This window comes from Marinobacter sp. LV10R520-4 (assembly GCF_002563815.1).
GTDB lineage: Bacteria > Pseudomonadota > Gammaproteobacteria > Pseudomonadales > Oleiphilaceae > Marinobacter.
In genome coordinates, this window is record NZ_PDJM01000001.1 from 195447 (window position 1) to 216364 (window position 20918).

The 20918-nt window shown below is 56.1% G+C and carries 17 protein-coding genes; 9 read left to right on the forward strand and 8 right to left on the reverse strand.

Features of this window, described 5'->3' with window-relative positions; translation table 11 throughout:
- Nucleotides 1-54: 54 nt before the first annotated feature.
- Nucleotides 55-558: a CinA family protein gene (locus ATG98_RS00925; protein ID WP_098421930.1), complete on the reverse strand. Its 504-nt coding sequence runs from the start codon at nucleotides 556-558 to the stop codon at nucleotides 55-57.
- Between the two features lie 91 nt (nucleotides 559-649).
- Between ATG98_RS00925 and mutS the strand changes: the two genes are divergently transcribed.
- Both mutS and fdxA read left to right on the forward strand, forming a co-directional pair.
- Complete coding sequence (gene mutS, locus ATG98_RS00930) at nucleotides 650-3277, forward strand: DNA mismatch repair protein MutS (RefSeq protein ID WP_098419087.1); 2628 nt, start codon at nucleotides 650-652, stop codon at nucleotides 3275-3277.
- A gap of 162 nt (nucleotides 3278-3439) precedes the next feature.
- A complete protein-coding gene (gene fdxA, locus ATG98_RS00935; protein ID WP_098419088.1) occupies nucleotides 3440-3763 on the forward strand; it encodes a ferredoxin FdxA in 324 nt (107 codons plus the stop codon).
- Between the two features lie 196 nt (nucleotides 3764-3959).
- Here fdxA and ATG98_RS00940 read toward each other — a convergent pair whose 3' ends face one another.
- Together ATG98_RS00940 and ATG98_RS00945 are read right to left on the reverse strand one after the other, a co-directional pair.
- Nucleotides 3960-5387, reverse strand: coding sequence for a solute carrier family 23 protein (locus tag ATG98_RS00940; RefSeq protein WP_228705985.1), 1428 nt, complete (start codon nucleotides 5385-5387; stop codon nucleotides 3960-3962).
- A gap of 113 nt (nucleotides 5388-5500) precedes the next feature.
- Nucleotides 5501-7129 carry an acyl-CoA synthetase gene (locus tag ATG98_RS00945; protein WP_098419089.1) on the reverse strand — a complete coding sequence of 543 codons (1629 nt, stop codon included), beginning with the start codon at nucleotides 7127-7129 and terminating at the stop codon, nucleotides 5501-5503.
- A 181-nt stretch (nucleotides 7130-7310) separates the two neighbouring features.
- Between ATG98_RS00945 and ATG98_RS00950 the strand changes: the two genes are divergently transcribed.
- A complete protein-coding gene (locus ATG98_RS00950; protein ID WP_098421931.1) occupies nucleotides 7311-8840 on the forward strand; it encodes a sensor histidine kinase in 1530 nt (509 codons plus the stop codon).
- A complete protein-coding gene (locus tag ATG98_RS00955) occupies nucleotides 8837-9490 on the forward strand; it encodes a response regulator transcription factor (RefSeq protein WP_098421932.1) in 654 nt (217 codons plus the stop codon). The genes ATG98_RS00950 and ATG98_RS00955 overlap by 4 nt, the downstream gene beginning before the upstream one ends.
- Before the next feature lie 15 nt (nucleotides 9491-9505).
- On the opposite strand, the gene ATG98_RS00960 is transcribed toward ATG98_RS00955, so the two are convergent.
- Both ATG98_RS00960 and ATG98_RS22100 read right to left on the reverse strand, forming a co-directional pair.
- Nucleotides 9506-10126 (reverse strand): aminotransferase class I/II-fold pyridoxal phosphate-dependent enzyme, encoded by a 621-nt coding sequence (locus ATG98_RS00960; protein WP_228705986.1) that lies wholly within the window; start codon nucleotides 10124-10126, stop codon nucleotides 9506-9508.
- The gene (locus ATG98_RS22100; protein WP_228705987.1) at nucleotides 10123-10341 is read right to left on the reverse strand and encodes a GntR family transcriptional regulator; all 219 of its coding nucleotides are present in this window, start codon (nucleotides 10339-10341) and stop codon (nucleotides 10123-10125) included. The genes ATG98_RS00960 and ATG98_RS22100 overlap by 4 nt, the downstream gene beginning before the upstream one ends.
- A 227-nt stretch (nucleotides 10342-10568) precedes the next feature.
- Between ATG98_RS22100 and ATG98_RS00965 the strand changes: the two genes are divergently transcribed.
- The 3 genes from ATG98_RS00965 to ATG98_RS00975 are packed head-to-tail and all read left to right on the forward strand — an operon-like array spanning nucleotide 10569 to nucleotide 12931.
- Nucleotides 10569-10847 carry a hypothetical protein gene (locus ATG98_RS00965; RefSeq protein ID WP_098419093.1) on the forward strand — a complete coding sequence of 93 codons (279 nt, stop codon included), beginning with the start codon at nucleotides 10569-10571 and terminating at the stop codon, nucleotides 10845-10847.
- Complete coding sequence (locus tag ATG98_RS00970) at nucleotides 10844-11653, forward strand: PhzF family phenazine biosynthesis protein (protein ID WP_098421933.1); 810 nt, start codon at nucleotides 10844-10846, stop codon at nucleotides 11651-11653. Before ATG98_RS00965 ends, ATG98_RS00970 begins: the two co-directional genes overlap by 4 nt.
- A gap of 42 nt (nucleotides 11654-11695) precedes the next feature.
- Nucleotides 11696-12931: an NAD(P)/FAD-dependent oxidoreductase gene (locus ATG98_RS00975; protein ID WP_098421934.1), complete on the forward strand. Its 1236-nt coding sequence runs from the start codon at nucleotides 11696-11698 to the stop codon at nucleotides 12929-12931.
- A gap of 55 nt (nucleotides 12932-12986) precedes the next feature.
- Here the strand turns inward: ATG98_RS00975 and ATG98_RS00980 are convergent, their stop codons facing one another.
- Entirely contained in the window at nucleotides 12987-13916 is a 930-nt protein-coding gene (locus tag ATG98_RS00980) for a universal stress protein (protein ID WP_098421935.1), read from the reverse strand.
- 1 nt (nucleotide 13917) lies between these two features.
- Nucleotides 13918-15405, reverse strand: a complete 1488-nt coding sequence (locus ATG98_RS00985) for a SulP family inorganic anion transporter (RefSeq protein WP_098419097.1) — start codon at nucleotides 15403-15405, stop codon at nucleotides 13918-13920.
- A gap of 201 nt (nucleotides 15406-15606) precedes the next feature.
- On the opposite strand from ATG98_RS00985, the gene ATG98_RS00990 reads away from it, so the two are divergent.
- On the forward strand, nucleotides 15607-16893 hold the full coding sequence (locus tag ATG98_RS00990) for an MgtC/SapB family protein (protein WP_098419098.1): 1287 nt from the start codon (nucleotides 15607-15609) through the stop codon (nucleotides 16891-16893).
- A 119-nt stretch (nucleotides 16894-17012) separates the two neighbouring features.
- Nucleotides 17013-17792, forward strand: a complete 780-nt coding sequence (gene djlA / locus ATG98_RS00995; RefSeq protein WP_098419099.1) for a co-chaperone DjlA — start codon at nucleotides 17013-17015, stop codon at nucleotides 17790-17792.
- Nucleotides 17793-17813: 21 nt separating this feature from the next.
- Here the strand turns inward: djlA and ATG98_RS01000 are convergent, their stop codons facing one another.
- Nucleotides 17814-20918 carry an efflux RND transporter permease subunit gene (locus ATG98_RS01000; RefSeq protein WP_098421936.1) on the reverse strand — a complete coding sequence of 1035 codons (3105 nt, stop codon included), beginning with the start codon at nucleotides 20916-20918 and terminating at the stop codon, nucleotides 17814-17816.

Below are 20918 nucleotides of genomic sequence, written 5' to 3' on the forward strand. Positions count from 1 at the left end.
CATTAGACAAAGCAGACCAACCCTTGTGTGGGGGATTTTTTTAGCCATTGTGGGTTAGATATCACTCAACAAGAACCGGCGCACACTTTCAATCGCAAAGATCACAGCCTGGCGCCGCACCTGGTCGCGATCGCCGTCAAAATGCTTCAAACCGGTGCTGATATTTTCGGCGTTGCCCCAGGCGAACCACACCGTACCTACCGGCTTGGCCTCGCTGCCACCGCCCGGCCCGGCAACGCCACTGATTGAAACGGCGACGCTTGCACCCGACACTCGCAGCGCTCCGGAGACCATCTGCCGTACCACCGGCTCGCTCACCGCGCCGTATTCCGCCAGGGTCTGTTCATTAACACCCAGCAAAGCGTGTTTAGCATGGTTGCTGTAGGTAACCAGCCCACCCGTGACGTAGGCCGAGGAGCCAGCCTGGTCGGTCATGGCCTTAGCCACCCAGCCGCCGGTGCAGCTTTCTGCAGTCACCAGCATGGCGCTGGCGCGGGTTAATACGCTACCCAGTTCTGCCGCCTGCTGGCGGATGTATTCATCAGTGATATCAGGCATGGTGACCTCATTTATAATCCACGTTTCATCCTGCGGTGTAATTTTCTACAATCCACCGCCAGTTCCCCAAAACAGCCATCGCGGATGTCCCATGTCAGCAGCGCACACCGAAAGCCCTAAAATTACCCCAATGATGCAGCAATACCTGAAAATAAAGGGCCAGCATCCCAACGAGCTGGTGTTCTACCGCATGGGGGATTTTTACGAGCTGTTTTATGACGACGCCAAAAAAGCCTCGGAGCTGATGGATATTACCCTGACCGCCCGTGGCCAATCAGGGGGCAATCCAATTCCCATGGCGGGCATTCCGTACCACGCGTCTGAGGGTTACATTGCCCGCCTGGTGCGCGCAGGTCAATCCATTGCGATTTGCGAGCAGATTGGTGATCCGGCCACCAGCAAAGGCCCGGTTGATCGCCAGGTGGTGCGCATTGTTACTCCCGGCACGCTTAGCGACGACGCCTACCTGGAAGACCGCCGTGACAACCTGCTGGTGGCGATTTATCACCATAAGCAGCACTTCGGTTTTTCTTCTTTGGATATTTCCAGCGGCCGCTTCGCGGTTTCAGAGCTTAATAGCACCGAAGCCTTGCAAGGCGAGCTGCAACGGCTGCGCCCGGCGGAAATATTGATCAGCGAAGACTTTCCTTTTACCGATTTGCTGGAAGGTTTTACCGGCATTCGTCGCCAGGGGCCCTGGCTGTTCGAACCTGATACCGCGCGACGGGTAATTACTCAGCAATTGCAGGTGCGCGACCTGACCGGTTTTGGCTGTGAAGATATGCACTTGGCCGTGTGCGCCGCCGGCTGCCTGCTGCAATACGCGCGGGAAACCCAGCGCACCGCCCTGCCCCACATTCGCAAACTCAGCCGCGAGCGACGCGAAGACGCGGTCATTCTGGACGCGGCCAGCCGCCGCAACCTGGAAATTGACACCAACCTGATGGGCGGCACCCAGTACACCCTGGCCTGGGTGATGGACCGCACCGCCACTGCCATGGGCGGGCGCCAGCTGCGGCGCTGGTTGAACCGTCCGCTACGCGATGTGGCGGTGGTACGCCAGCGCCAGCAGGCGGTCAGTGCGCTATTGAAAAATTTTGACTATGAGCCGATTCACGACCAGCTAAAAACCATCGGCGATATAGAACGCATTCTGGCGCGCGTGGCGCTGCGTTCGGCGCGGCCCCGTGACCTGGCACGGCTGCGGGATGCGTTCGCCGTGTTGCCCGATTTGCAAAAATCCATGGCTGCGGTTGATTCCACCCACGTCGGCGAGCTGGCCACCAATATCGGCGAATATCCGCAGTTAGCGGATTTGTTGGGCCGGGCCATCATTGATAACCCGCCGGTGGTGATACGCGAAGGCGGAGTGATTGCAGACGGGTTTGACGCCGAACTGGACGACATGCGCAACATCAGCGAAAACGCCGGCCAATATCTGTTGGACGTGGAAACCCGGGAAAAACAGCGTACCGGCATCAGCACTTTAAAAGTGGGCTACAACCGGGTACACGGCTATTACATTGAAATCAGTCGTTTGCAGTCAGCCCAGGCACCCGCGGATTACATTCGCCGGCAAACCCTGAAAAACGCCGAGCGTTTTATTACCCCGGAACTAAAAGAGTTTGAAGACAAGGCCCTAAGCGCCAAAAGTCGTGCCCTGGCCCGGGAAAAAGCCCTGTGGGATGAGGTTTTGGAGACGGTTGCGGCAGAACTTGCACCGCTGCAAGATGCCGCTCAGGCGCTGGCCGAGCTGGACGTGCTAAGCAACTTCGCCGAGCGCGCCACCAGCCTGCGCCTGTGTGCCCCGCAGTTCAGCGATGAACCCGGCCTGCAGATTGAAGAAGGCCGGCACCCGGTGGTCGAGCAGCTATTAGACGATCCGTTCGTGCCTAACAATTTGCTGATAGACGCCAAACGCCGCATGCTGATGATTACCGGCCCCAACATGGGCGGTAAATCCACTTATATGCGCCAGGTGGCGCTGATTGCTTTGCTGGCTTATACCGGCAGCTTTGTGCCGGCTAACAGCGCGGTGCTTGGGCCGGTCGACCGCATATTCACCCGCATGGGATCGTCTGACGACATAGCCGGCGGGCGCTCCACCTTTATGGTGGAGATGACCGAAACCGCCAACATTCTGCACAACGCCACCGAACATAGCCTGGTGCTGATGGATGAAGTGGGCCGTGGTACCAGCACCTTTGATGGCTTGTCATTGGCCTGGGCCACGGCCGAGCATTTGGCGCGGAACATTCTGTGTTACACGCTGTTTGCCACCCATTATTTTGAACTAACCCAGCTCGCAGATGAACTGGAACATGCCGTTAACGTGCACCTGACCGCCACCGAGCACGATGACAGCATTGTGTTTCTGCACAACGTGCACGAAGGCCCCGCCAGCCAGAGCTACGGCTTGCAGGTGGCCAAACTGGCCGGCGTGCCGGTGGAGGTTATCCGCAATGCCAAAGCCCAACTGGCGAATCTGGAAGGCGCCAATGCAACGCCCGATGCAAAACGCTCAACCACCGGGTTACCGCAAAAAGTGACGCGGCGGGCGACGGCTATTGCGGATTCAACTGCATTTCAGGGGGATATGTTCGCCAAACTGGAACCCAGCGCGCTGGAGCTGGCAGTGGGCGCACTCGACCTGGATGACATGACCCCTCGCCAAGCGTTGGAGCAGCTGTATCAGCTGAAACAGCAACTTGAAAAGTAATGGCAAAAAAGTGCGTATAAATTGACCTGGGTATAACGTTATAGAAGACGGATGCTTGCGACCGGAGTAGTGGCTCCCTACAATATCGCGCATAAAACTATAATCTACGGAGCCCGCGTTTCAAGCTCCTGTGAGACAGACCAGCCAACCAGGAATATGAACATGGCGTTTATCGTTACTGATAACTGCATCAAGTGTAAACACACCGACTGTGTGGAAGTCTGCCCTGTAGATTGCTTCTACGAAGGTCCGAATTTTTTGGTTATTGATCCTGACGAGTGCATCGACTGCGCCCTGTGCGAGCCCGAATGCCCGGTTGAGGCTATTTTCTCGGAAGACGAGCTGCCTGCCGACCAGAAAGTGTTTATCGAACTGAACGCAGATCTGGCCGGAAAATGGCCTAATATCACAGAGAAAAAAGAGGCGTTGCCTGACGCTGCAGAGTGGGACGGCGTGCCCGACAAGCTTCAGTATCTGGAGAAGTAACACTTCTACCTCATCCGAAAGCAGATACGCGCAAGATAGAAACCATCAGTGCGATAGAAAACAGCCGGCTAACCGCCGGCTTTTTTATGCCTGACAATCGCGTTTTTCCAGACACAAAAAAGGGAGGCACCAGGGCCTCCCAAGGACACACATCGTTTTGCCGCCGGGGCCTTGTGACCCCGGTCAGCAGGGTTCTTTAGCTTTGGTTTTTGATACTTTGGTCTTTCATGCTTTGACTTGTCGTTTCCGGCTTGATGATTACGTCATCGGCCCCCGGGGAATCCGGATCCGGAGTGAAGCCCAACAGTTTTGTGCGCTCAATCAGGAAGTAGAGCACCGCACCGGTGGCCAGGCCCCAGCCCGCGCCGTACACCGCAAGTACAACACCCATGGTGCCGGCAATACCGCGTTCGGTGTTGTTCTCCAGCTGTTCCAGGCCCACCATCAAACAGATGTAACCGGTCAGCAGCAAGGTCAGCGAGAGCGCGATGGGCAGCACCGGCTGGAAGAAGCTCACCAGTGGCAGTATGAATATCGCGATAAAGCCGGTAATCCAGAAGGTGCCGCCGCCGCTGTAGATGGAATCCATCGCGTTGCGGCCATACTTGTAGCGCTCGGCCATGGTCGCGGTCACAGCGGTCCAGATCGGGCCGGCCAAACCGGGGTAAGGTGCGAAGAAAGCGTGGCCACCGTTACGGATAGCGGTTACCAGGTGCACCCGGTCGATGCTGTTGTCGATGTCTTCATCGCGACGCAGATGGTCAACACGGTTCATCAGCGATTGGCCCACAATAATGTCGCCAAAGGCAATGATGTAGGCAATGACGGCCGTTGGGATGGCGTATAGGAATACGCTGGGCTCTGGGAAACCAACGCTGAACGGCAGGTAGTTCCACAGCTCACCAAAGGCGGGTGCAGTGATGCCCCACTTTACTTCTGGCACCGCGTATTCACCGGTGGCAAAGCCCACCAGAATCGCCACAATCATGCCCGGCACCATGCCATAGTTGGCAATTTTGCGAGCAAAAGAGTTGGTTTCAACAAAACCCTTAAAGGACACCGAGAACATCAGGTACAGACACACCAGACCGCCAACAATCAGCGAAATAGGTGTGGCTGCCAGACGGCCACCGGCTTCAATTTCGCCCATCAGCGCAGCAATACCGGCACCGATAATAATACCGCCTTTCATGGAGCGCGGAATAAATTCCACCAGCTTGCTGCCCAAGCGGGTAACGCCCAGAATCAGGAAGATAATGAAGACCAAAAACTGCAGAGCAAACATTGCCTGAATGGCTTCCGGGCCGGGCTCGTAATCGCTCAGAAACAGCAGCACTACCGGAATACCCGGTGTGATCCAGCCCGGAACCAGGGGTACGCCCAAAAGCGCCGGCAGCATAAAACCGATACCGCAGATAACCACGTAGGCCAGGGCCACGTCGTAGGGCACGCCCAAGTAAGTTTCAAGCAGTGGAATCATGGCCAGAGTAACCACGAACATAATCAGCGCCTGCGCCATTTCCGCAAATTCCCAGCGGTAATGCACAAACGGCAGGCGAATCTTGAAGGGGCCCGCCGGCCAGTACGGTTGTTCTTCGCCGTTCTTGCGATGGAACATTTGCATCTTGAGTTTTCTCCGAATACCCGGCGAACCGGGTGTTAGTGTTGTTTTTGTGTAAGTTCTTAAGAGAGCTCTTGTGTGAGCTCTTGGATGTGTCCCTGCAAGGCGCTTTCCAGCTACTTGATTTCCTTAGCCTGATCGCGCAGCAAAAATTTCTGGATTTTACCGGTCGAGGTTTTTGGCAAGTCCGAAAACACAACGGTTTTTGGAACCTTGAAGCGAGCCATGTGCTTGCGGCAGAAGTCGATCATTTCTACTTCGGTCACGTTGCCGGCTTCAGGCTTCAGAGTGACGAAAGCGCAGGGTGTTTCGCCCCACTTTTCATCCGGGCGGGCAACAACGGCTGCTTCCTGAACCGCCGGGTGTCGGTAAAGAACGTCTTCAATTTCAATGGTGGAAATGTTCTCGCCGCCGGAAATAATGATGTCTTTCAGGCGATCCTTGATTTCCATGTAACCGTCTTCGTGCCAAACCGCCAGATCGCCGGTGTGGAACCAACCGCCGCGGAACGCTTCTTCGGTGGCTTTCGGGTTCTTCAGGTAACCCTTCATCACGGTGTTACCGCGCAGAAAGATTTCACCAATGGTTTTGCCGTCTTTTGGCGTCGGCTTCATGGTGCCCGGGTCTGCAATCATGGTGCCGCCCAGGGTGTGGTAACGAACGCCCTGGCGGGATTTGATGGCGGCACGCTCTTCCAGCGGAAGATCGTTCCAACGATCTTTCCAGGCACAGACGGTCACCGGGCCGTATACTTCCGTCAAGCCGTAGGTGTGGGTCAACGCGATGCCCATCTCTTCAACCGCGCCAATTACTTGGGCGGGAGGCGGAGCACCGGCAACCATGGCCTTCACAACGTGATCAATACCTGCCTTGGATGCAGGTGGCACGTTCAACAAGGCGTTCAGCACAATAGGGGCGCCGCACATGTGGGTGACGCGGTGCTCACGGATTAGCTGCAGAATTTTTTCCGGATCAACCCGGCGCAGGCACACGTGGGTGCCGGCCATAGCGGTGATGGTCCAGGGAAAACACCAGCCGTTGCAGTGGAACATCGGCAGGGTCCACAGGTACACCGGATGCATGGCCATAGACCATACCGCGGTGTTGCCCAGTGAATTCAGGTAAGCCCCGCGGTGGTGATACACCACACCTTTGGGGTTGCCGGTGGTGCCAGAGGTGTAGTTCAGGGAAATGGCGTCCCATTCATCAGTCGGCATATCCCACTGGTACTCGGGGTCGCCTTCTTGCAAAAAGGCTTCGTAATCCAGATCACTGACTTTAACGCCTTCGCCGTATTCGGGATCGTCTACATCAATGATCAGTGGCTTTTTATCCAGGCGGCTAACGGCGTCCAGAATCACTTCGCCAAATTCGCGATCAACCAGGATCACTTTGGCTTCTGCGTGCTCAATCATGAAGGCAATCACTTCGGCATCCAGCCGAACGTTCAGGGCGTTCATGACGGCGCCGGTCATGGGCACGCCAAAATGACACTCGACCATGGCTGGAATATTGGGCAGCATGACGGCGACGGTATCGCCTTTTTTAATCCCGCGGCCGACCAGCGCCGACGCCAGGCGCAAACTGCGCTCATGGGTCTCGGCCCAGGTGCGGCGAATGGCACCGTGAATAATCGCCGGATAATCGGGATAAACACTGGCGGTGCGAGTAATAAAATCGATAGGCGTCTGAACGGCGTAATTGGCTTCAACGGGCGCAAGGCCCTGATCGTAGATCGAGGTCATTCTGTGTGGTCCTATAGGTAGGCATAACGCTGTTTTGCTTGGTATATTCTGACGAATCACCAAATTAGTTATAATTTACAGCTGAACAAATAGTATTAAATAGAAGTCTTACTATAAATTGCACCAACGTATTATAGTAAAAATACTATAAAATTGACCGAATATCGAAGATTTCCTTGCCATGAACGCAAATTGCTTTGACTTATCAATGGGCTTTGCCGCAACCGATCCGCAACCACTGCTGATTGTTGACCACAAAAGCCGCACGCTGAGTATGAATCCGGCCATGAAAAACCTGGTCGAAGCGGTTGACGATTCGCCCAATGGGGCTGACCATTCCGGCGCGATGGCCGACCCGCGACGTTTTTTGCCCGTGAACGTGGAAGAACTGGTGCGAGCCTGCCTGAATCAACAACGCCCTGTGGACAACGCAGAGGCGCGTTACAAGGGCCAAATTTACCTTTGGGCGCTGGTTCCTGACGTTGCTCAAAATCAGGTATTGTTGAAGGGTCGGGATGCAACCCGGGAGCTGGAACTGCAAGAGCAGGCGGTGCGCTCCAACCGCTTGTACCGGCTGATTACCGAGAACACCACCGACCTGATTTCCCGCCACGCGCCGGATGGCCGTTTTATTGACGCTACGCCGGCGTCTTGGCGGCTGCTGGGCTACTGGCCGGAAGACCTGCGCGGGCGCCTGCTGGAAGACCTGTTTCCCAGTGGCCAGCCACAAAAGCACCTGATAGAAGCCCGCAACCGGCTGAGCGAAGACGGCTACGCCATTGTGACCGCGCAAATTGTGCACCGCGACGGCACCCCACGCTGGTTTGAAATTGCCAGCCGTGCCATTCGCGAAACCTACACAGGCGCGGTGGTGGAAGTGATCAGCGTATCGCGGGACATCAGCGCGCGGGTGGCGTCGGAAAAAAACAACCGCCGCCTGGCGGACGAACTGGCCCACGCCGCACGGCTGGCCACGCTGGGTGAACTGGCCAGCAGTATCGCCCACGAAATGAATCAGCCGCTGGCCTCTATTGTGAATTTTGCCAGCGCCAGCCAGCGCTTTCTGAAAACCGCAGACACCCAGCCGGCCAACCTGACCCGGGTAGGCGACGGCCTGACAAAGGTGATTCACCACGCCAATCGCGCCTCGGAAGTGATTCGCCGGCTGCGGGCTTTTTTGCGCAAAGGCCGCAAACGTTCAGAGCTGCTGGCCCTGAACCGGGTGGCCAGCAACGTTGCCCTTCTATGCCAGTGGGAGGCAGACAAGCACCGGGTATCGGTGGTTTGCCGACTGCCAGAAACCAGCCCTACGCTGACCGCCGACCCGGTGCTGATAGAGCAGGTACTCATCAATCTGGTGCGTAACGCCATCGAAGCCAATGTAGAGGCCCGCGTTGATAACAGCTCTGCATCGACCATCATCATGACCATTAGAGTGAACGACCTGGGCGAAACCCTGGTCGAAGTGGCCGATCAAGGGCCGGGCCTGAACGCCGATGGCATCCGCCAGATGTTTCAGCCGTTTTACACCAGCAAGCCTGATGGCCTGGGGCTAGGGTTGTCCATGAGCCGTTCTATTGTTGAAGGTTTCGGCGGTTTTCTGGATGCTTACCCGGCGCCAACCGGCGGTTTGACGCTGGTTTGTCGGTTTCCACCACCGGCCTGTCAAAAATCTATTATAAGTCCACGGGAGACACCCAATTGCCAATGACTGACCAGCCCACAGCCCAGACCACCTTCGTTTATATAGTCGACGACGACGCCGGCATGCTGGAGTCTACCCAATGGCTTCTGGAATCCGTGGGCCTGGCCGTGGAAGCCTACAGCGACGGTCGCAAATTTCTGGATTCTATGACCCCACAAAGCAACGGCTGCGTTGTGCTTGATGTTCGCATGCCCGGACTAGGCGGCCTGAACGTGCAGGAAGAACTGCAAAAGCGTGGGTTGGCGCTGCCCATTATCTTTGTATCTGGCCACGCCGATGTGCCGATTGTGGTGCGCGCGTTCAAATCTGGCGCCTTTGATTTTATTGAAAAGCCGTTCAACGAACAACTACTGCTAGACAGCGTGCAGCAGGCACTGCAGGAGCGCCAGCAAACCCGCCATCAACAGCAGGGCAGCAGCGAGACCACAGCATTGCTGGACACCCTCACCCGTCGCGAGCGCGATGTGTTCTTACCGTTAGCAAAAGGCTACACCAGCCGTGAAATCGCTGAACAGTTGGGGGTAGGCGTAAAAACCATCGACCTTTATCGGGCGCGGGTGATGAAACGGCTGGGGGCAGACAGGCTGCCAGACGTCACCGGCATCGCCCTTTCTGCGGGTTTGGTGGATGCGCTGGATTTGCGCAACAAACGCTAACTGGCAATATGATCGCTAAATCGACCGCGCCTGTACTTCGTGGGCAAGCGCGCCAAGCCTTACAACAGCCTGGTCGATTCGGTCACTCCATGGGTTGCCACAGTTTATTCGCAGGCAAGATTCAAACTTGTTTGAAATAGAGAACATCAAGCCCGGTGCAACATTGATGTTTTCTGCCCTGGCAAGCTGATAAACCAGTGTGCCGGAAACTCCAGCAGGTAGTTGAACCCAAAGCACAAAGCCGCCTTGGGGCCGGCTTATGGCTGTACCTTCGGGAAATGATCGAGCAACCGCTGTACGCATTCGTTCCGTAGCTTGGCGATAGTTCTGTCGCGCAGAACGCAGATAACGATCATAACCGCCCTGTTCAAGAAAATGCGCAACGGCAAGCATTGAAACCAGCTGTTGTTTGCGCTCATCCGACATTCTGGCGCCCATTGGATTGCTGTGATTACACACCACCACACAAGCTTTGACAGGCCACTGTTCCAGGGCCAACTCCAAACCCTCAAGACTGAGGCCTTCCGCGGTATGAGTGGGGATCTCCAGCGCTCTCAGCCCAACAACTTCTAGCGCTTGAAGAATTCCGGGAAACGACGGTGACTCAACCGCGACGATGTCTCCGGGTTGGGTCACCGCCCTAAGACCAAGAATGATTGCTTCCTGCGCTCGCGGGCCTGAACATAACCGCGGGCCTCAAGCGTCTGGTGCGCTTGCAATATCGTCGAAACGCTGACGCCAAACTGCCGGCTTAGTGCCCTGACGCCGGGCAGCCGATCGCCATCCCGAAAGACCCCATCCTGAACCTGAGCCTGAAGCCTGTCTGCTACCTCGTTATAAAGAGCGCCCATCCTGTTTGCCTCGTTAAACCAAAAAGATTATAGCCTTTAAGCAGACTTTGGCTTTATTTCAACAGACCGGCGGCAAAACGGAACATCACAGATGCCACTGAAAAATTGCAGTACAGAAAACTAAAAATACAATCTGTACCGGTTCAAAACCAGATTATCTGATTCTGTTTTGGAATTTGGTATGGGCGGAAAATGGCAATACCGTAACGAGAAGAAGGAGTTTGATCATGGGTATAACCAACAATCCCGCGTTCAGCGCCAGTCGGAATAACCTTTTTGGTTTCAGGCCGCCATCTGTGAAACTTGCCGCAAAACATCCTGATCAAACCCGTAAGGATTTGGCAGCACTAGGTCTATCTGTTTGCCAGTGCGATTCAAAACACTGGACGGTAACGCATCGCGCTACCCTGCCCGAGCTGCACTTTTACAGTGAGTGGGAATTAACGCAGTTTGCCAACCACAAGGCACACCAATACGCCAATCAACCATCAACGGAGAACACATGAAAAGCTATCCCATTTATCAGGTAGACGCGTTTACCAGCGAAATTTTCAAAGGTAACCCAGCCGCGGTCATGCCCTTAAAGGCATGGCTTCCCGACGGGGTTCTTCAGGCCCTTGCCGCCGAGAACAACCTGTCAGAAACGGCCTTTTTTGTTCCCGAGCCAGAGGCTAGTGAAGCAGACTTCCATATTCGCTGGTTCACGCCAGAAATCGAAGTTCCTCTGTGCGGTCACGCTACACTGGCAAGCGCCTGGGTTATTTTCAACAAACTGGGTTGGACTTCAGACCGGATTCGCCTGCGCTCCAAAAGCGGTCCGCTTGGCTTACACAAGCAATCCGACGGTTGGCTGGTTTTGGATTTCCCAAATCTTGCGGTTACCGAACAATCTACACCCAGCATCATACTTGAAGCTTTGGCGGATGCGCCGACTACGATTTTTTACGTCGCCAAAGACACCAACTACATGCTGGTCTTAGAAAACGAAGCTGCGGTAAAAGCAGCACAACCCGACATGCAGAAAATTAAACAGCTTAAGAGCTTGGGCTTGATAGTCACCGCGCCCGGAACTGATTCGGACTTTGTTAGCCGTTACTTTGTGCCGTGCGCCGGTATTAACGAAGACCCTGTGACCGGCTCTATACACAGTGCGCTGGTGCCGTATTGGGCAGAGAAATTGGGCAAGAAAGTTCTGGAAGCGCGTCAGCTTTCTGCACGTGGTGGTTTGCTGCGCTGCGAATTGAAGGGAGAACGGGTAGCCATTGCCGGCCAAGCGGCGTTTTACATGGAAGGCACCGTATACCTTCAATAGGGCTGGTATACTCTGTGCCCACATTTTTAGCGGCAGACGGTAATGACAACGCTTTCCAGTAACCAAAACGCCAACAATCAGCACGCTAATGACCATCGCGGCAGCCATTACGATGTCATCATCGTCGGCGCCGGCGCGGCGGGGCTGATGTGTGCGGCAACCGCTGGTTATCGAGGGCGTAAGGTACTGGTGCTGGATCATGCTAATAAGGCTGGTAAGAAAATTCTGATGAGCGGCGGCGGGCGCTGTAATTTCACCAATCTAAACAGCACGACCGCTAACTTTTTGTCCGACAATCCCCATTACTGCATTTCAGCGCTGAGACGCTACACCCCCAGGCATTTTCTGGAATTGGTGGAAAGGCACGATGTGGAATATGAAGAAAAGGCTCCGGGCCAGTTATTCTGTCAGCACAGCGCCAAAGACATTCTGAACATGCTACTAACCGAGTGTGAATGGGCCGGCGCTGAAGTACGCCTGAAAACCGGCGTTACGGAAGTGGCCAGAACGCCCAAGGGTTATCGCCTTACCGCGGGTGGCCAGGTATTAACCTGTAAGTCTTTAGTCGTTGCCTGTGGCGGGCTGTCTATCCCCACCCTGGGGGCTTCTGGTTTCGGCTACGATCTGGCCCGCCAATTCGGTTTGGAAGTGCTTCCCACCCGCGCCGGGCTGGTGCCCTTTACTCTGCACCCGGAACTGAAAATGACCCTGGCGCCGCTGGCCGGCATCAGCTGCCCGGTAAGCGCGGAGTGCAATCATGAACAGTTCCAGGAACCGATGCTGGTTACCCACCGCGGTTTAAGTGGCCCAAGCATGCTGCAAATTTCCAGCTTCTGGCAGCCCGGTGACGAACTGCACATCAACCTGCTACCGCAGCAACAGGTTGAGCAGGATTTGCTCAGCCTGCGCAAGCTCAAACCGCAAAGCACGCTCGAACACTATCTAAACGCGCACCTGCCAAAGCGCTTCGCGCAAGCCTTCAACGAGCTGCAGCGCTGGGCCGGTCCGCTTCAAAGCTACCGCAACCCGGATATCGAACACATCAGCCGCACGCTGCAGCAGTGGACTATAAAGCCCGCAGGCACCGAAGGCTATCGCACTGCGGAAGTGACCCTGGGCGGCGTAGATACCCGCCAGCTGTCCTCTAAAACCATGGCGGTTCTGGAACAGCCGGATTTGTACTTTATTGGTGAAGTGGTAGACGTAACCGGCCACTTGGGTGGCCATAACTTTCAGTGGGCCTGGGCATCGGGGGTGGCGGCCGGGCAGGCGGCGTGAGTTTGGGAGCCAGACCGGGGACAGATTTCAAATCTGTCCCCTATTTCGTAATTTCTCAGCGCAGAATAACTAGTGGTTTTTTGGCGGATTTCAACATGTTGGTGGTGGTACTACCGAGCAGGAACCTGCGGATTTTTGAGTGGCCGTAGGCTCCCATCACCAGCAAATCGATGTTGTGCTCGTCCTGGTAGCGGTGCAGAACAGGCTCTACCTCACCGTTGCGAATAGCCAGGGTTATTTCGGCTTCCAGCGGCGCCAGCATGGCCTCGGCTTTGCGTAACTGCACCATGGCCTCTGGGCTTTCTTCGCCCACCATCACCAGGTGCAGCGGCATGCCCTTCAAAACCTGGCTGGCGGCCAAATGCTCTACTCCACGAAACGCGGTAGCACTGCCGTCAAAAGCCAACATGGAGTTTTTTGGCGCGGAAAAGTTGTCTGGCACCAGCAGAATTGGGCGGCTCATGCTGCGAATCACCGTCTCCAGCTGACTGCCGATGTGCAGATCGCGGTCGGAGCTGCTTTCGCCATAAAGGCCCATCACCAGCAAGCGCGTCTGTTCCTGGAGCGCCAGTAGGGATTCGGTGAGGTCGCCGTGGCGCTGACGCTTTTTGATATCACTGATGCCCGCCTGCTTAACGCGCTGCTCGGCGTTTTCCAGCATGTGATTGCCGTGCTCCAACGCGAGTTTAGAGCGTTTGCGGTCCAGTTCGGCCAGTTCGTCCAGCAAGTGCTCCCGGCTACCAAGGCCAATGTTGCCGGCCAGGTCCGGCTCTGACGGGTAGCGCTCTTCGTCCAGCACGTGCAGCAGGGTCAGCGGCGAGTCCATGTATTTGCTCGCCCAGGCAGCGTAGTCACACACCGCCGGCGCAGCGCGTGAGCCGTCAATGCAGGCCACCACCTGCAAGATGTCTTGCGGCGCGTTTTGTGGCGCGCTTTGCTGCGTCTCTTGTGAAGAGTGCTTGGTGTTCGGTGTCGTATTTTGCATATTAATGGCCTATCAGCTGGTCAACGCCTTCCGGCTTGTCGTGCACACCAAAGCGGTCAACGATGGTGGCACTGGCTTCGTTCATGCCAATCACTTCCACCTCTGCTCCGTCGCGCCGGAACTTGATAACAACCTTGTCTAGCGCTCCCACGGCGGTAATGTCCCAGAAGTGGGCGCGACTCACATCTATTACCACCTTATCGACCACTTCGCGGAAGTCAAAGGCGGCTACAAACTTTTCCGACGAACTGAAGAATACTTGCCCGGTAACCGTGTAGGTACGAGTACTATCGGCCTCGTTCAGAGCACTGTCCACGCCCATGTAATGGCCAATTTTGTTGGCGAAGAACAGCGCAGCCAACAGCACACCGGCAAATACGCCCAGTGCCAGGTTGTGAGTGAACACGACAACCACTACCGTCACCAGCATCACAATGTTGGTCGACAGCGGGTGGGTTTTCAGGTTGCGAATAGACTCCCAGGAGAAGGTGCCGATAGCCACCATAATCATCACCGCTACCAACGCGGCCATGGGAATGCGTACCAGAAAGTCGTCCAGCACCAGAATCAACACCATCAGGAAAACACCCGCGAACAGTGTTGACAGGCGGCCACGGCCACCGGATTTTATGTTAATGATCGACTGGCCAATCATAGCGCAGCCGGCCATACCGCCCAGCAAGCCCGAACCGATGTTGGCAATACCCTGCCCCCGGCATTCGCGGTTGCGGTCGCTTTCGGTATCGGTCAGGTCGTCCACGATGGTGGCGGTCATCATCGATTCCAGCAGGCCCACCGCCGCCAGCGGTATGGCGTAGGGCAAAATAATCATCAGGGTTTCAAGATTCAACGGCACATCTGGCCACAGGAAAATCGGCAGTGTATCCGGCAGGTCGCCCATATCACCCACGGTGCGCACGTCGATATCAAACAGGAACGCAACAACCGTCAGCCCCACAATGCAAACCAACGGCGACGGCAGCACCTTGCCCAGCTTAGGTATATAAGGAAACAAATAGATGATGCCCAGGCCCGCCGCCGTCAGCGCGTATACGTGCCAGGTAACGTTGGTCAGTTCCGGCAGCTGGGCCATGAAAATCAGGATGGCCAAGGCGTTGACAAAACCGGTCACCACCGAGCGTGATACAAAGCGCATCAGGCTGCCTAGTTTTAAATAGCCGGCCACCAGCTGAATAAGGCCTGTTAGCAAGGTGGCTGCCATCAGGTATTCCAGGCCGTGTTCTTTTACCAGGGTAACCATGAGCAGCGCCATGGCGCCGGTGGCGGCAGAAATCATGCCCGGCCGGCCGCCAACAAAGGCGATGATCACGGCAATGCAGAATGACGCGTACAGCCCTACTTTCGGGTCTACGCCGGCAATAATGGAAAAGGCAATGGCTTCGGGAATCAGCGCCAGCGCCACCACCACGCCCGCGAGTAAATCGCCGCGCACATTCGACAGCCATTGTTGTTTAAGGGTGTTCACCATATCGGGTTCCGTTTTTACTTTGGAGCTTCTTAAGAGTTACTTAAGGGTACTCAGGTCGGGTCATTGCGACAGCCGCTATCGCCAGCAACCGTCGGTGGTTGTGGTAATGGGTTGTAAGCGTGAAAATAGCTGTAAGAAAGGCAGCAAAGTCTAACAGATTGTGTCGCCTGGCAAAAACCGCCGTGCAGGACAGCTATTACCATGGACAACGTAACCGCCGATTTTTTGGCCAGTAATCAATCCACTATCCGTTTGGCTATTGCTTTGTTGCTGGGCGCCATTGTGGGTCTGGAACGGGGCTGGGAGGCCCGCGAACAGAAATCCGGCGATCGTATTGCGGGTATTCGCACCTTTGCGCTGGTCGGCTTGCTGGGCGGCGTGGCCGCGTTGATTACCCGCGAACTTTCAGCCTGGGCATTCCCGGTATTGCTGATTGCCGTGGTTGCGACAGGCCTCGTTGCCTACAGCAGCCGTTTGCAGTACATACGCAACTTCAGCATTACCGGAATCATCGGCATGGTGCTGACCTTCTGTTTTGGCGCCATTGCGGTGGCCATAGATCCAGTGATTGCCACGGCAGCCGCGGTGGTCACGGCTATTATTCTGGACAATAAGGAAGAGATACACAGCCTGGTACATAAACTTCAGGCCAGCGAGCTGGACGCAGCGCTCAAGCTAATGCTGATTTCCGTGGTCATGCTGCCCTTGTTACCCAATCAAAGCATGGGCCCCGGCGGTGTGCTGAACCCGCGGGAAATCTGGTGGATGGTGGTGATGATTGCCTCCATTTCTTTTGTCGGCTATTTCGCCATGCGTTTGGCCGGCACTCAAAAGGGTATTCTGTTCACCAGTCTGTTCGCCGGCTTGAGCTCGTCTACCGCGCTGACCCTGCACTTTGCGCGGCAGTCTGCAAAGGCGCCGCAATTGGCGCCACAACTGGCGGCCGGCATTCTGATCGCCTGTGGCACCATGTTTCCGCGCATTCTTATTTACTGCTTTGTGATTGCGCCGGCTCTGCTTCCCAGCCTGGTACTCCCGGTTCTGGTGATGACGGCGCTGCTTTACGGCCCGGCTCTGATAATCTGGTATCGGCACAGCCACAACAGCAATATCAGCCAGCCGGTACTGAACCAGAATCCGTTAGACTTAACCTCGGCCCTGGTTTTTGGTGCTCTTCTGACCGGCATTTTGCTGTTGGGTGAGTTCTTGAAAAACTGGCTGGGCGATACCGGCATCTATGTGCTGGCCGCCAGTTCCGGCATCGCAGATGTGGATGCCATTACCCTGTCGCTCACCCGCATGTCCATCGATGGCCTGAACAGCAATACCGCGGTCATAGGCATTGTGATCGCCGCGGCGGTGAACAATATGGTGAAATCCGGCATGGCGCTGGGTATTGGCAGCCGCCAGACCGGATTGCTGGTGACGGTGCCCATGGTGTTGTCGTTGGCCGCCGGTTTACTAACGGCATTGTTACAAGCGCCTTAAACCTGGGCCAGAAACCAGAAATTGTGCGAAAAAAAGTCCCTTATAACGCGCTACTCATGTATTCAGTGGCAAAAACCCGTATATTTCCACGATCTAAATCTTTTACAAAGGATACCTTAATGCTGTTTGCAATCATTCTGGGTGGCCTGATTGGCTCGGCCTTTGGCGGCTTCGCCGGCTTCATCATTGGCGGCGCGATTGGTGCGTTTTTACTGAACCGCATAAAAAGCCGGTTAATTGGAAAACTGCAGAATATTCAAAGCGGTTTTGTTGAATCTGTGTTCGCGGTTATGGGGGCGGTGTGCAAGGCCGACGGCGTGGTTTCACAAAATGAAATCGCCGTGGCGGAAGCCATGTTTACTCGCTTTCGCCTGAACGAAAGCCAGAAGACCAACGCCCGCGCCGCGTTCAACCGCGGCAAGGCACCAGAGTTTGATCTGGACGCCGAACTGCAACGTTTTATGCGCGTCAGCGGCGGCCAGCCGGCTTTGTTGCAAATGTTTCTGCAGGTTCAGGTATCGGCGGTAGCTGCGGATGGCGTAGTGCACCCCGCCGAGCACGACATGCTGGTTAAAATTGCCCGTGGCTTGGGGTTGCCGGAAAGCCAGGTTGACCAGCTGGAAGCTATGCTGCGTGGTGCCCATTACAGCCAGACCGGCGGCGGCCAGCGCTCCAGCGTGCAACAGACTGACGACGCCTATAAAGTGCTGGGCGTGTCGCCCCAAGACAGCGATGACCACATTAAAAAGGTGTATCGCAAGCTGATGAGCGAAAACCATCCAGACAAACTGGCCGGCCGCGGCTTACCGGAGAGCATGCGCGAGATGGCCGAAGAGCGCACCGGTGAAATCACCCATGCTTACGATGTAATCAAAGACGCCCGCAGTGCAAATGGATAGTGCGAATCCCGGGGACGGATTTCAAATCCGTCCCCTAGCTCCCCAAATCCGCCCCCTAACTGCCAGCAACTGTTTCACTTTTTGCCCGCTTTGCTCACCCAATACCAGCAGCGCCGGTGTTAGTAGCAGGGTGAGCACCGTTGCGAAGGCTAGCCCTCCAGCAATGGCGCTGGACATCTGGGTCCACCATTGCGTGGATGGCGCGTTTAAGCCTAGCGACGGGGTGAGTAAATCTACGTTTATGCCCAGCACCATCGGCATCAGGCCCAGCACCGTGGTAATCGCTGTCAGCAACACCGGGCGTAGGCGCAGGCAGCCGGTTTCCAGCGCTGCCGCCGCCGGTTCCATGCCGTCGGCACGCATCTGGTTGTAGGTATCAATCAGAATGATGTTGTTGTTCACCACAATGCCCGCCAAGGCAATGGTGCCCATACCCACCATCACAATGCCAAACGGCTGACTGTTCAGCAGCAGGCCCAGCAGTACGCCGGCGGTGGACAGCACAATGGCCGACAAAATCAAAAAGCTTTGGTACAGCGAGTTGAACTGGGTCACCAGAATCAGCAGCATCAGCCCTATGGCCACCAAAAAAGCGTTAATCAGGAAGCTGGCCGCCTGCTGTTGATCTTCACTTTCACCACCTTCAACCACCGTTATGCCGTCCGGCAACTCAGGCATGTTAGCGCGCAGCTCTCGTAACGCCTCTTCCACTTGGCGGCCGGGTTGCAGATCGGCTTTGATGGTGATGGTACGGCGGCCATCCACCCGCACGATGTTGCCGGTTTTGTCACCGGGTTCCAGAGTTACAAACTGCGACAGCGGCACCTGGCCCCGTGAGGTGTTCAGGGTTTGCCGCTCCAGCTGATCCAGTTCGCGCCAGTTGTTAGGAACGCGCACCACAATGTCCACTTCGTCGCGCACGTCTTCAGGGCGGTAATTGGCCAGCACCAAGCCGTTGGTAACCAGCCGCACGGCGTTGCCGATGCTGGCCACGTCGGTGCCGAAACGGGCCGCTGCTTCGCGATTCACTTTCAGGCGCCATTCAATGCCGTCAAGGCTGCGGTCGTCTTCGGTATCCACATAAGCACCCTGCGTCAGCATTTGCGCACGAATCGCGCTGACCGCGGCTTCCAGATTGTCGGGATTGCTGCTGCTAACCAGTAACTCAATCGGCTTGCCACCGGCCGGGCCATCTTCTTGCTTACGAAACTCCAGTTCCACGCCCGGAATGTCTGCGGTGCGCTGGCGAAAATCTTCCAGAATAATGTCGGCGGCACGCCGGGTGTACCATTCGTTAAACTGAAACTGCAGCACGCCAATAACATCTGGTGCCATCTGCTGGCTGCCGCTGATCATCGAACGGCTGTACAGGGCACGCACTTCGGGCATGCCCTGTAAACGCCCGGCCACGGCCTGCACAATGGCGTCGCGCTCCCAGATGGACAAATCGCCGCGGGCACGCACCTGAACCTGGGCCGACTCCGGTTCTACGCTGGGGAAAAACTCCACGCCGTGATTTAAACGGCCATAAACGGCGTACACCACGCCAATAACCAGAATCACCGCCAGCAGTGTCAGTCCGGGGCGGCGCAATATGGCGGCCAGAGTGTTGCGGTAGACGCCCATCAGGCGGTTGTCTGTGTGCGCCGCCCGCGCCCGTCGCCCACCACCAATGCCACCCAGCACCGGCAAAAAAACCAGCGCCATCGCTAAAGACGCCAGCAGGCAGATAATCACCGTGATCGGCAAAAACTTCATGAATTCGCCGACCATACCGGGCCAGAACAGCAAGGGCAAAAATACTGCCAGGGTGGTCGCAGTGGATGCAATAATGGGCCAGGCCATGCGGCTGGCGGCTTCACCCCAGGCGTTATTAACGTTCAGGCCGTCCGACAGATTCCGGTCGGCCAGCTCCGACACCACAATGGCGCCGTCTACCAGCATGCCGGTCACCAGAATCAGGGAGAACAGCACAATAATGTTCAGGGTCATGCCCATGGACCAGATCACCAGAATCGCCGTCAGGAAGGCGCCCGGAATGGTCAGGCCGACTAAGATGGCGGCGCGCGGGCCCATGGTGGCGATGATCACGATGGTGACCAGCACAATGGCGGTCAGCACGTTGTTCAGCAGGTCGGTCAGCATGTCCTGCACCTCGCCCGACTGGTCCATGATGTAACGGATGTCCAGCTCGTCGGGCAGGCGTTCCTGCGCCGCCAGGATCAATTCACGCACCTGGGCGCTGGTCGCGATAATATTGGCTCCGGAGCGCTTGGATACTTCCAGCACCAGCGCCGGTTCACCGTTAATGCGGGCAAACCCCTGGGGATCTTTGTAACTGCGCTGCAGCAGGGCTACATCGCCAAAAGTGATCACCGTGTCGCCATCTACCTTGACCGGTATCGACATCACATCTTCCACGTTTTCAATCACACCCGGCACTTTCAACGTCATCCGTCCGTTGCCTGTGTCAATGGAGCCAGCCGCCACCAATTGATTGTTACGCGACACCAGTGTGCCTAACTGGTTGAAGTCCAGGCCGTAGCTTTCCAGCACCTGGGGGTCCACCACAATTTCCAGCAGATCTTCGCGATCGCCGGCAATGTCCACTTCCAGCACTTCCGGAATGGCTTCAATGGCGTCTTTCAGGCCACGAGCAATGGTGATCAGTTCACGCTCGGCCAGCGGCCCCGAAAGGCCAATGGACATCACCGGAAACAGCGAAATATTCACTTCATTGACCCGCGGTTCATCAGCTTCCTGAGGCAAATTACTACGGGCGGTGTCGACTTTTTCGCGCACGTCTTGTAGGGCTTTATCAGCGTCGAAACCGGCGTCAAATTCGAGCATGACGGAGGCGTGGCCTTCAGAGGCGTTGCCACGCATCTCCTTAACCCCTTCCAGCGAACGCAATTCCTGCTCCATTGGCCGCACCAGCAAGCGCTCGGCGTCTTCCGGGCTGACGCCTTCGAGGCTCATGGATACATAAATCATCGGAATGGCAATGTCGGGGTTGGATTCCTTGGGAATGACCATGTAGGCGGCGTAACCGCCAACCACCAGAAACAGAAGCAACAGCAGCGTGGTGCGGCTGCGGTCTATGGCTGCAAATATAAGAGAACGCAT

Bases quoted from the DNA above. Each gene is read 5' to 3' on its own strand.
- ATG98_RS00925 (WP_098421930.1), bottom strand. From the start codon at position 558: ATGCCTGATATCACTGATGAATACATCCGCCAGCAGGCGGCAGAACTG.
- mutS (WP_098419087.1), top strand. From the start codon at position 650: ATGTCAGCAGCGCACACCGAAAGCCCTAAAATTACCCCAATGATGCAG.
- fdxA (WP_098419088.1), top strand. From the start codon at position 3,440: ATGGCGTTTATCGTTACTGATAACTGCATCAAGTGTAAACACACCGAC.
- ATG98_RS00940 (WP_228705985.1), bottom strand. From the start codon at position 5,387: ATGCAAATGTTCCATCGCAAGAACGGCGAAGAACAACCGTACTGGCCG.
- ATG98_RS00945 (WP_098419089.1), bottom strand. From the start codon at position 7,129: ATGACCTCGATCTACGATCAGGGCCTTGCGCCCGTTGAAGCCAATTAC.
- ATG98_RS00950 (WP_098421931.1), top strand. From the start codon at position 7,311: ATGAACGCAAATTGCTTTGACTTATCAATGGGCTTTGCCGCAACCGAT.
- ATG98_RS00955 (WP_098421932.1), top strand. From the start codon at position 8,837: ATGACTGACCAGCCCACAGCCCAGACCACCTTCGTTTATATAGTCGAC.
- ATG98_RS22100 (WP_228705987.1), bottom strand. From the start codon at position 10,341: ATGGGCGCTCTTTATAACGAGGTAGCAGACAGGCTTCAGGCTCAGGTT.
- ATG98_RS00965 (WP_098419093.1), top strand. From the start codon at position 10,569: ATGGGTATAACCAACAATCCCGCGTTCAGCGCCAGTCGGAATAACCTT.
- ATG98_RS00970 (WP_098421933.1), top strand. From the start codon at position 10,844: ATGAAAAGCTATCCCATTTATCAGGTAGACGCGTTTACCAGCGAAATT.
- ATG98_RS00975 (WP_098421934.1), top strand. From the start codon at position 11,696: ATGACAACGCTTTCCAGTAACCAAAACGCCAACAATCAGCACGCTAAT.
- ATG98_RS00980 (WP_098421935.1), bottom strand. From the start codon at position 13,916: ATGCAAAATACGACACCGAACACCAAGCACTCTTCACAAGAGACGCAG.
- ATG98_RS00985 (WP_098419097.1), bottom strand. From the start codon at position 15,405: ATGGTGAACACCCTTAAACAACAATGGCTGTCGAATGTGCGCGGCGAT.
- ATG98_RS00990 (WP_098419098.1), top strand. From the start codon at position 15,607: ATGGACAACGTAACCGCCGATTTTTTGGCCAGTAATCAATCCACTATC.
- djlA (WP_098419099.1), top strand. From the start codon at position 17,013: ATGCTGTTTGCAATCATTCTGGGTGGCCTGATTGGCTCGGCCTTTGGC.
- ATG98_RS01000 (WP_098421936.1), bottom strand. From the start codon at position 20,918: ATGCGTTCTCTTATATTTGCAGCCATAGACCGCAGCCGCACCACGCTG.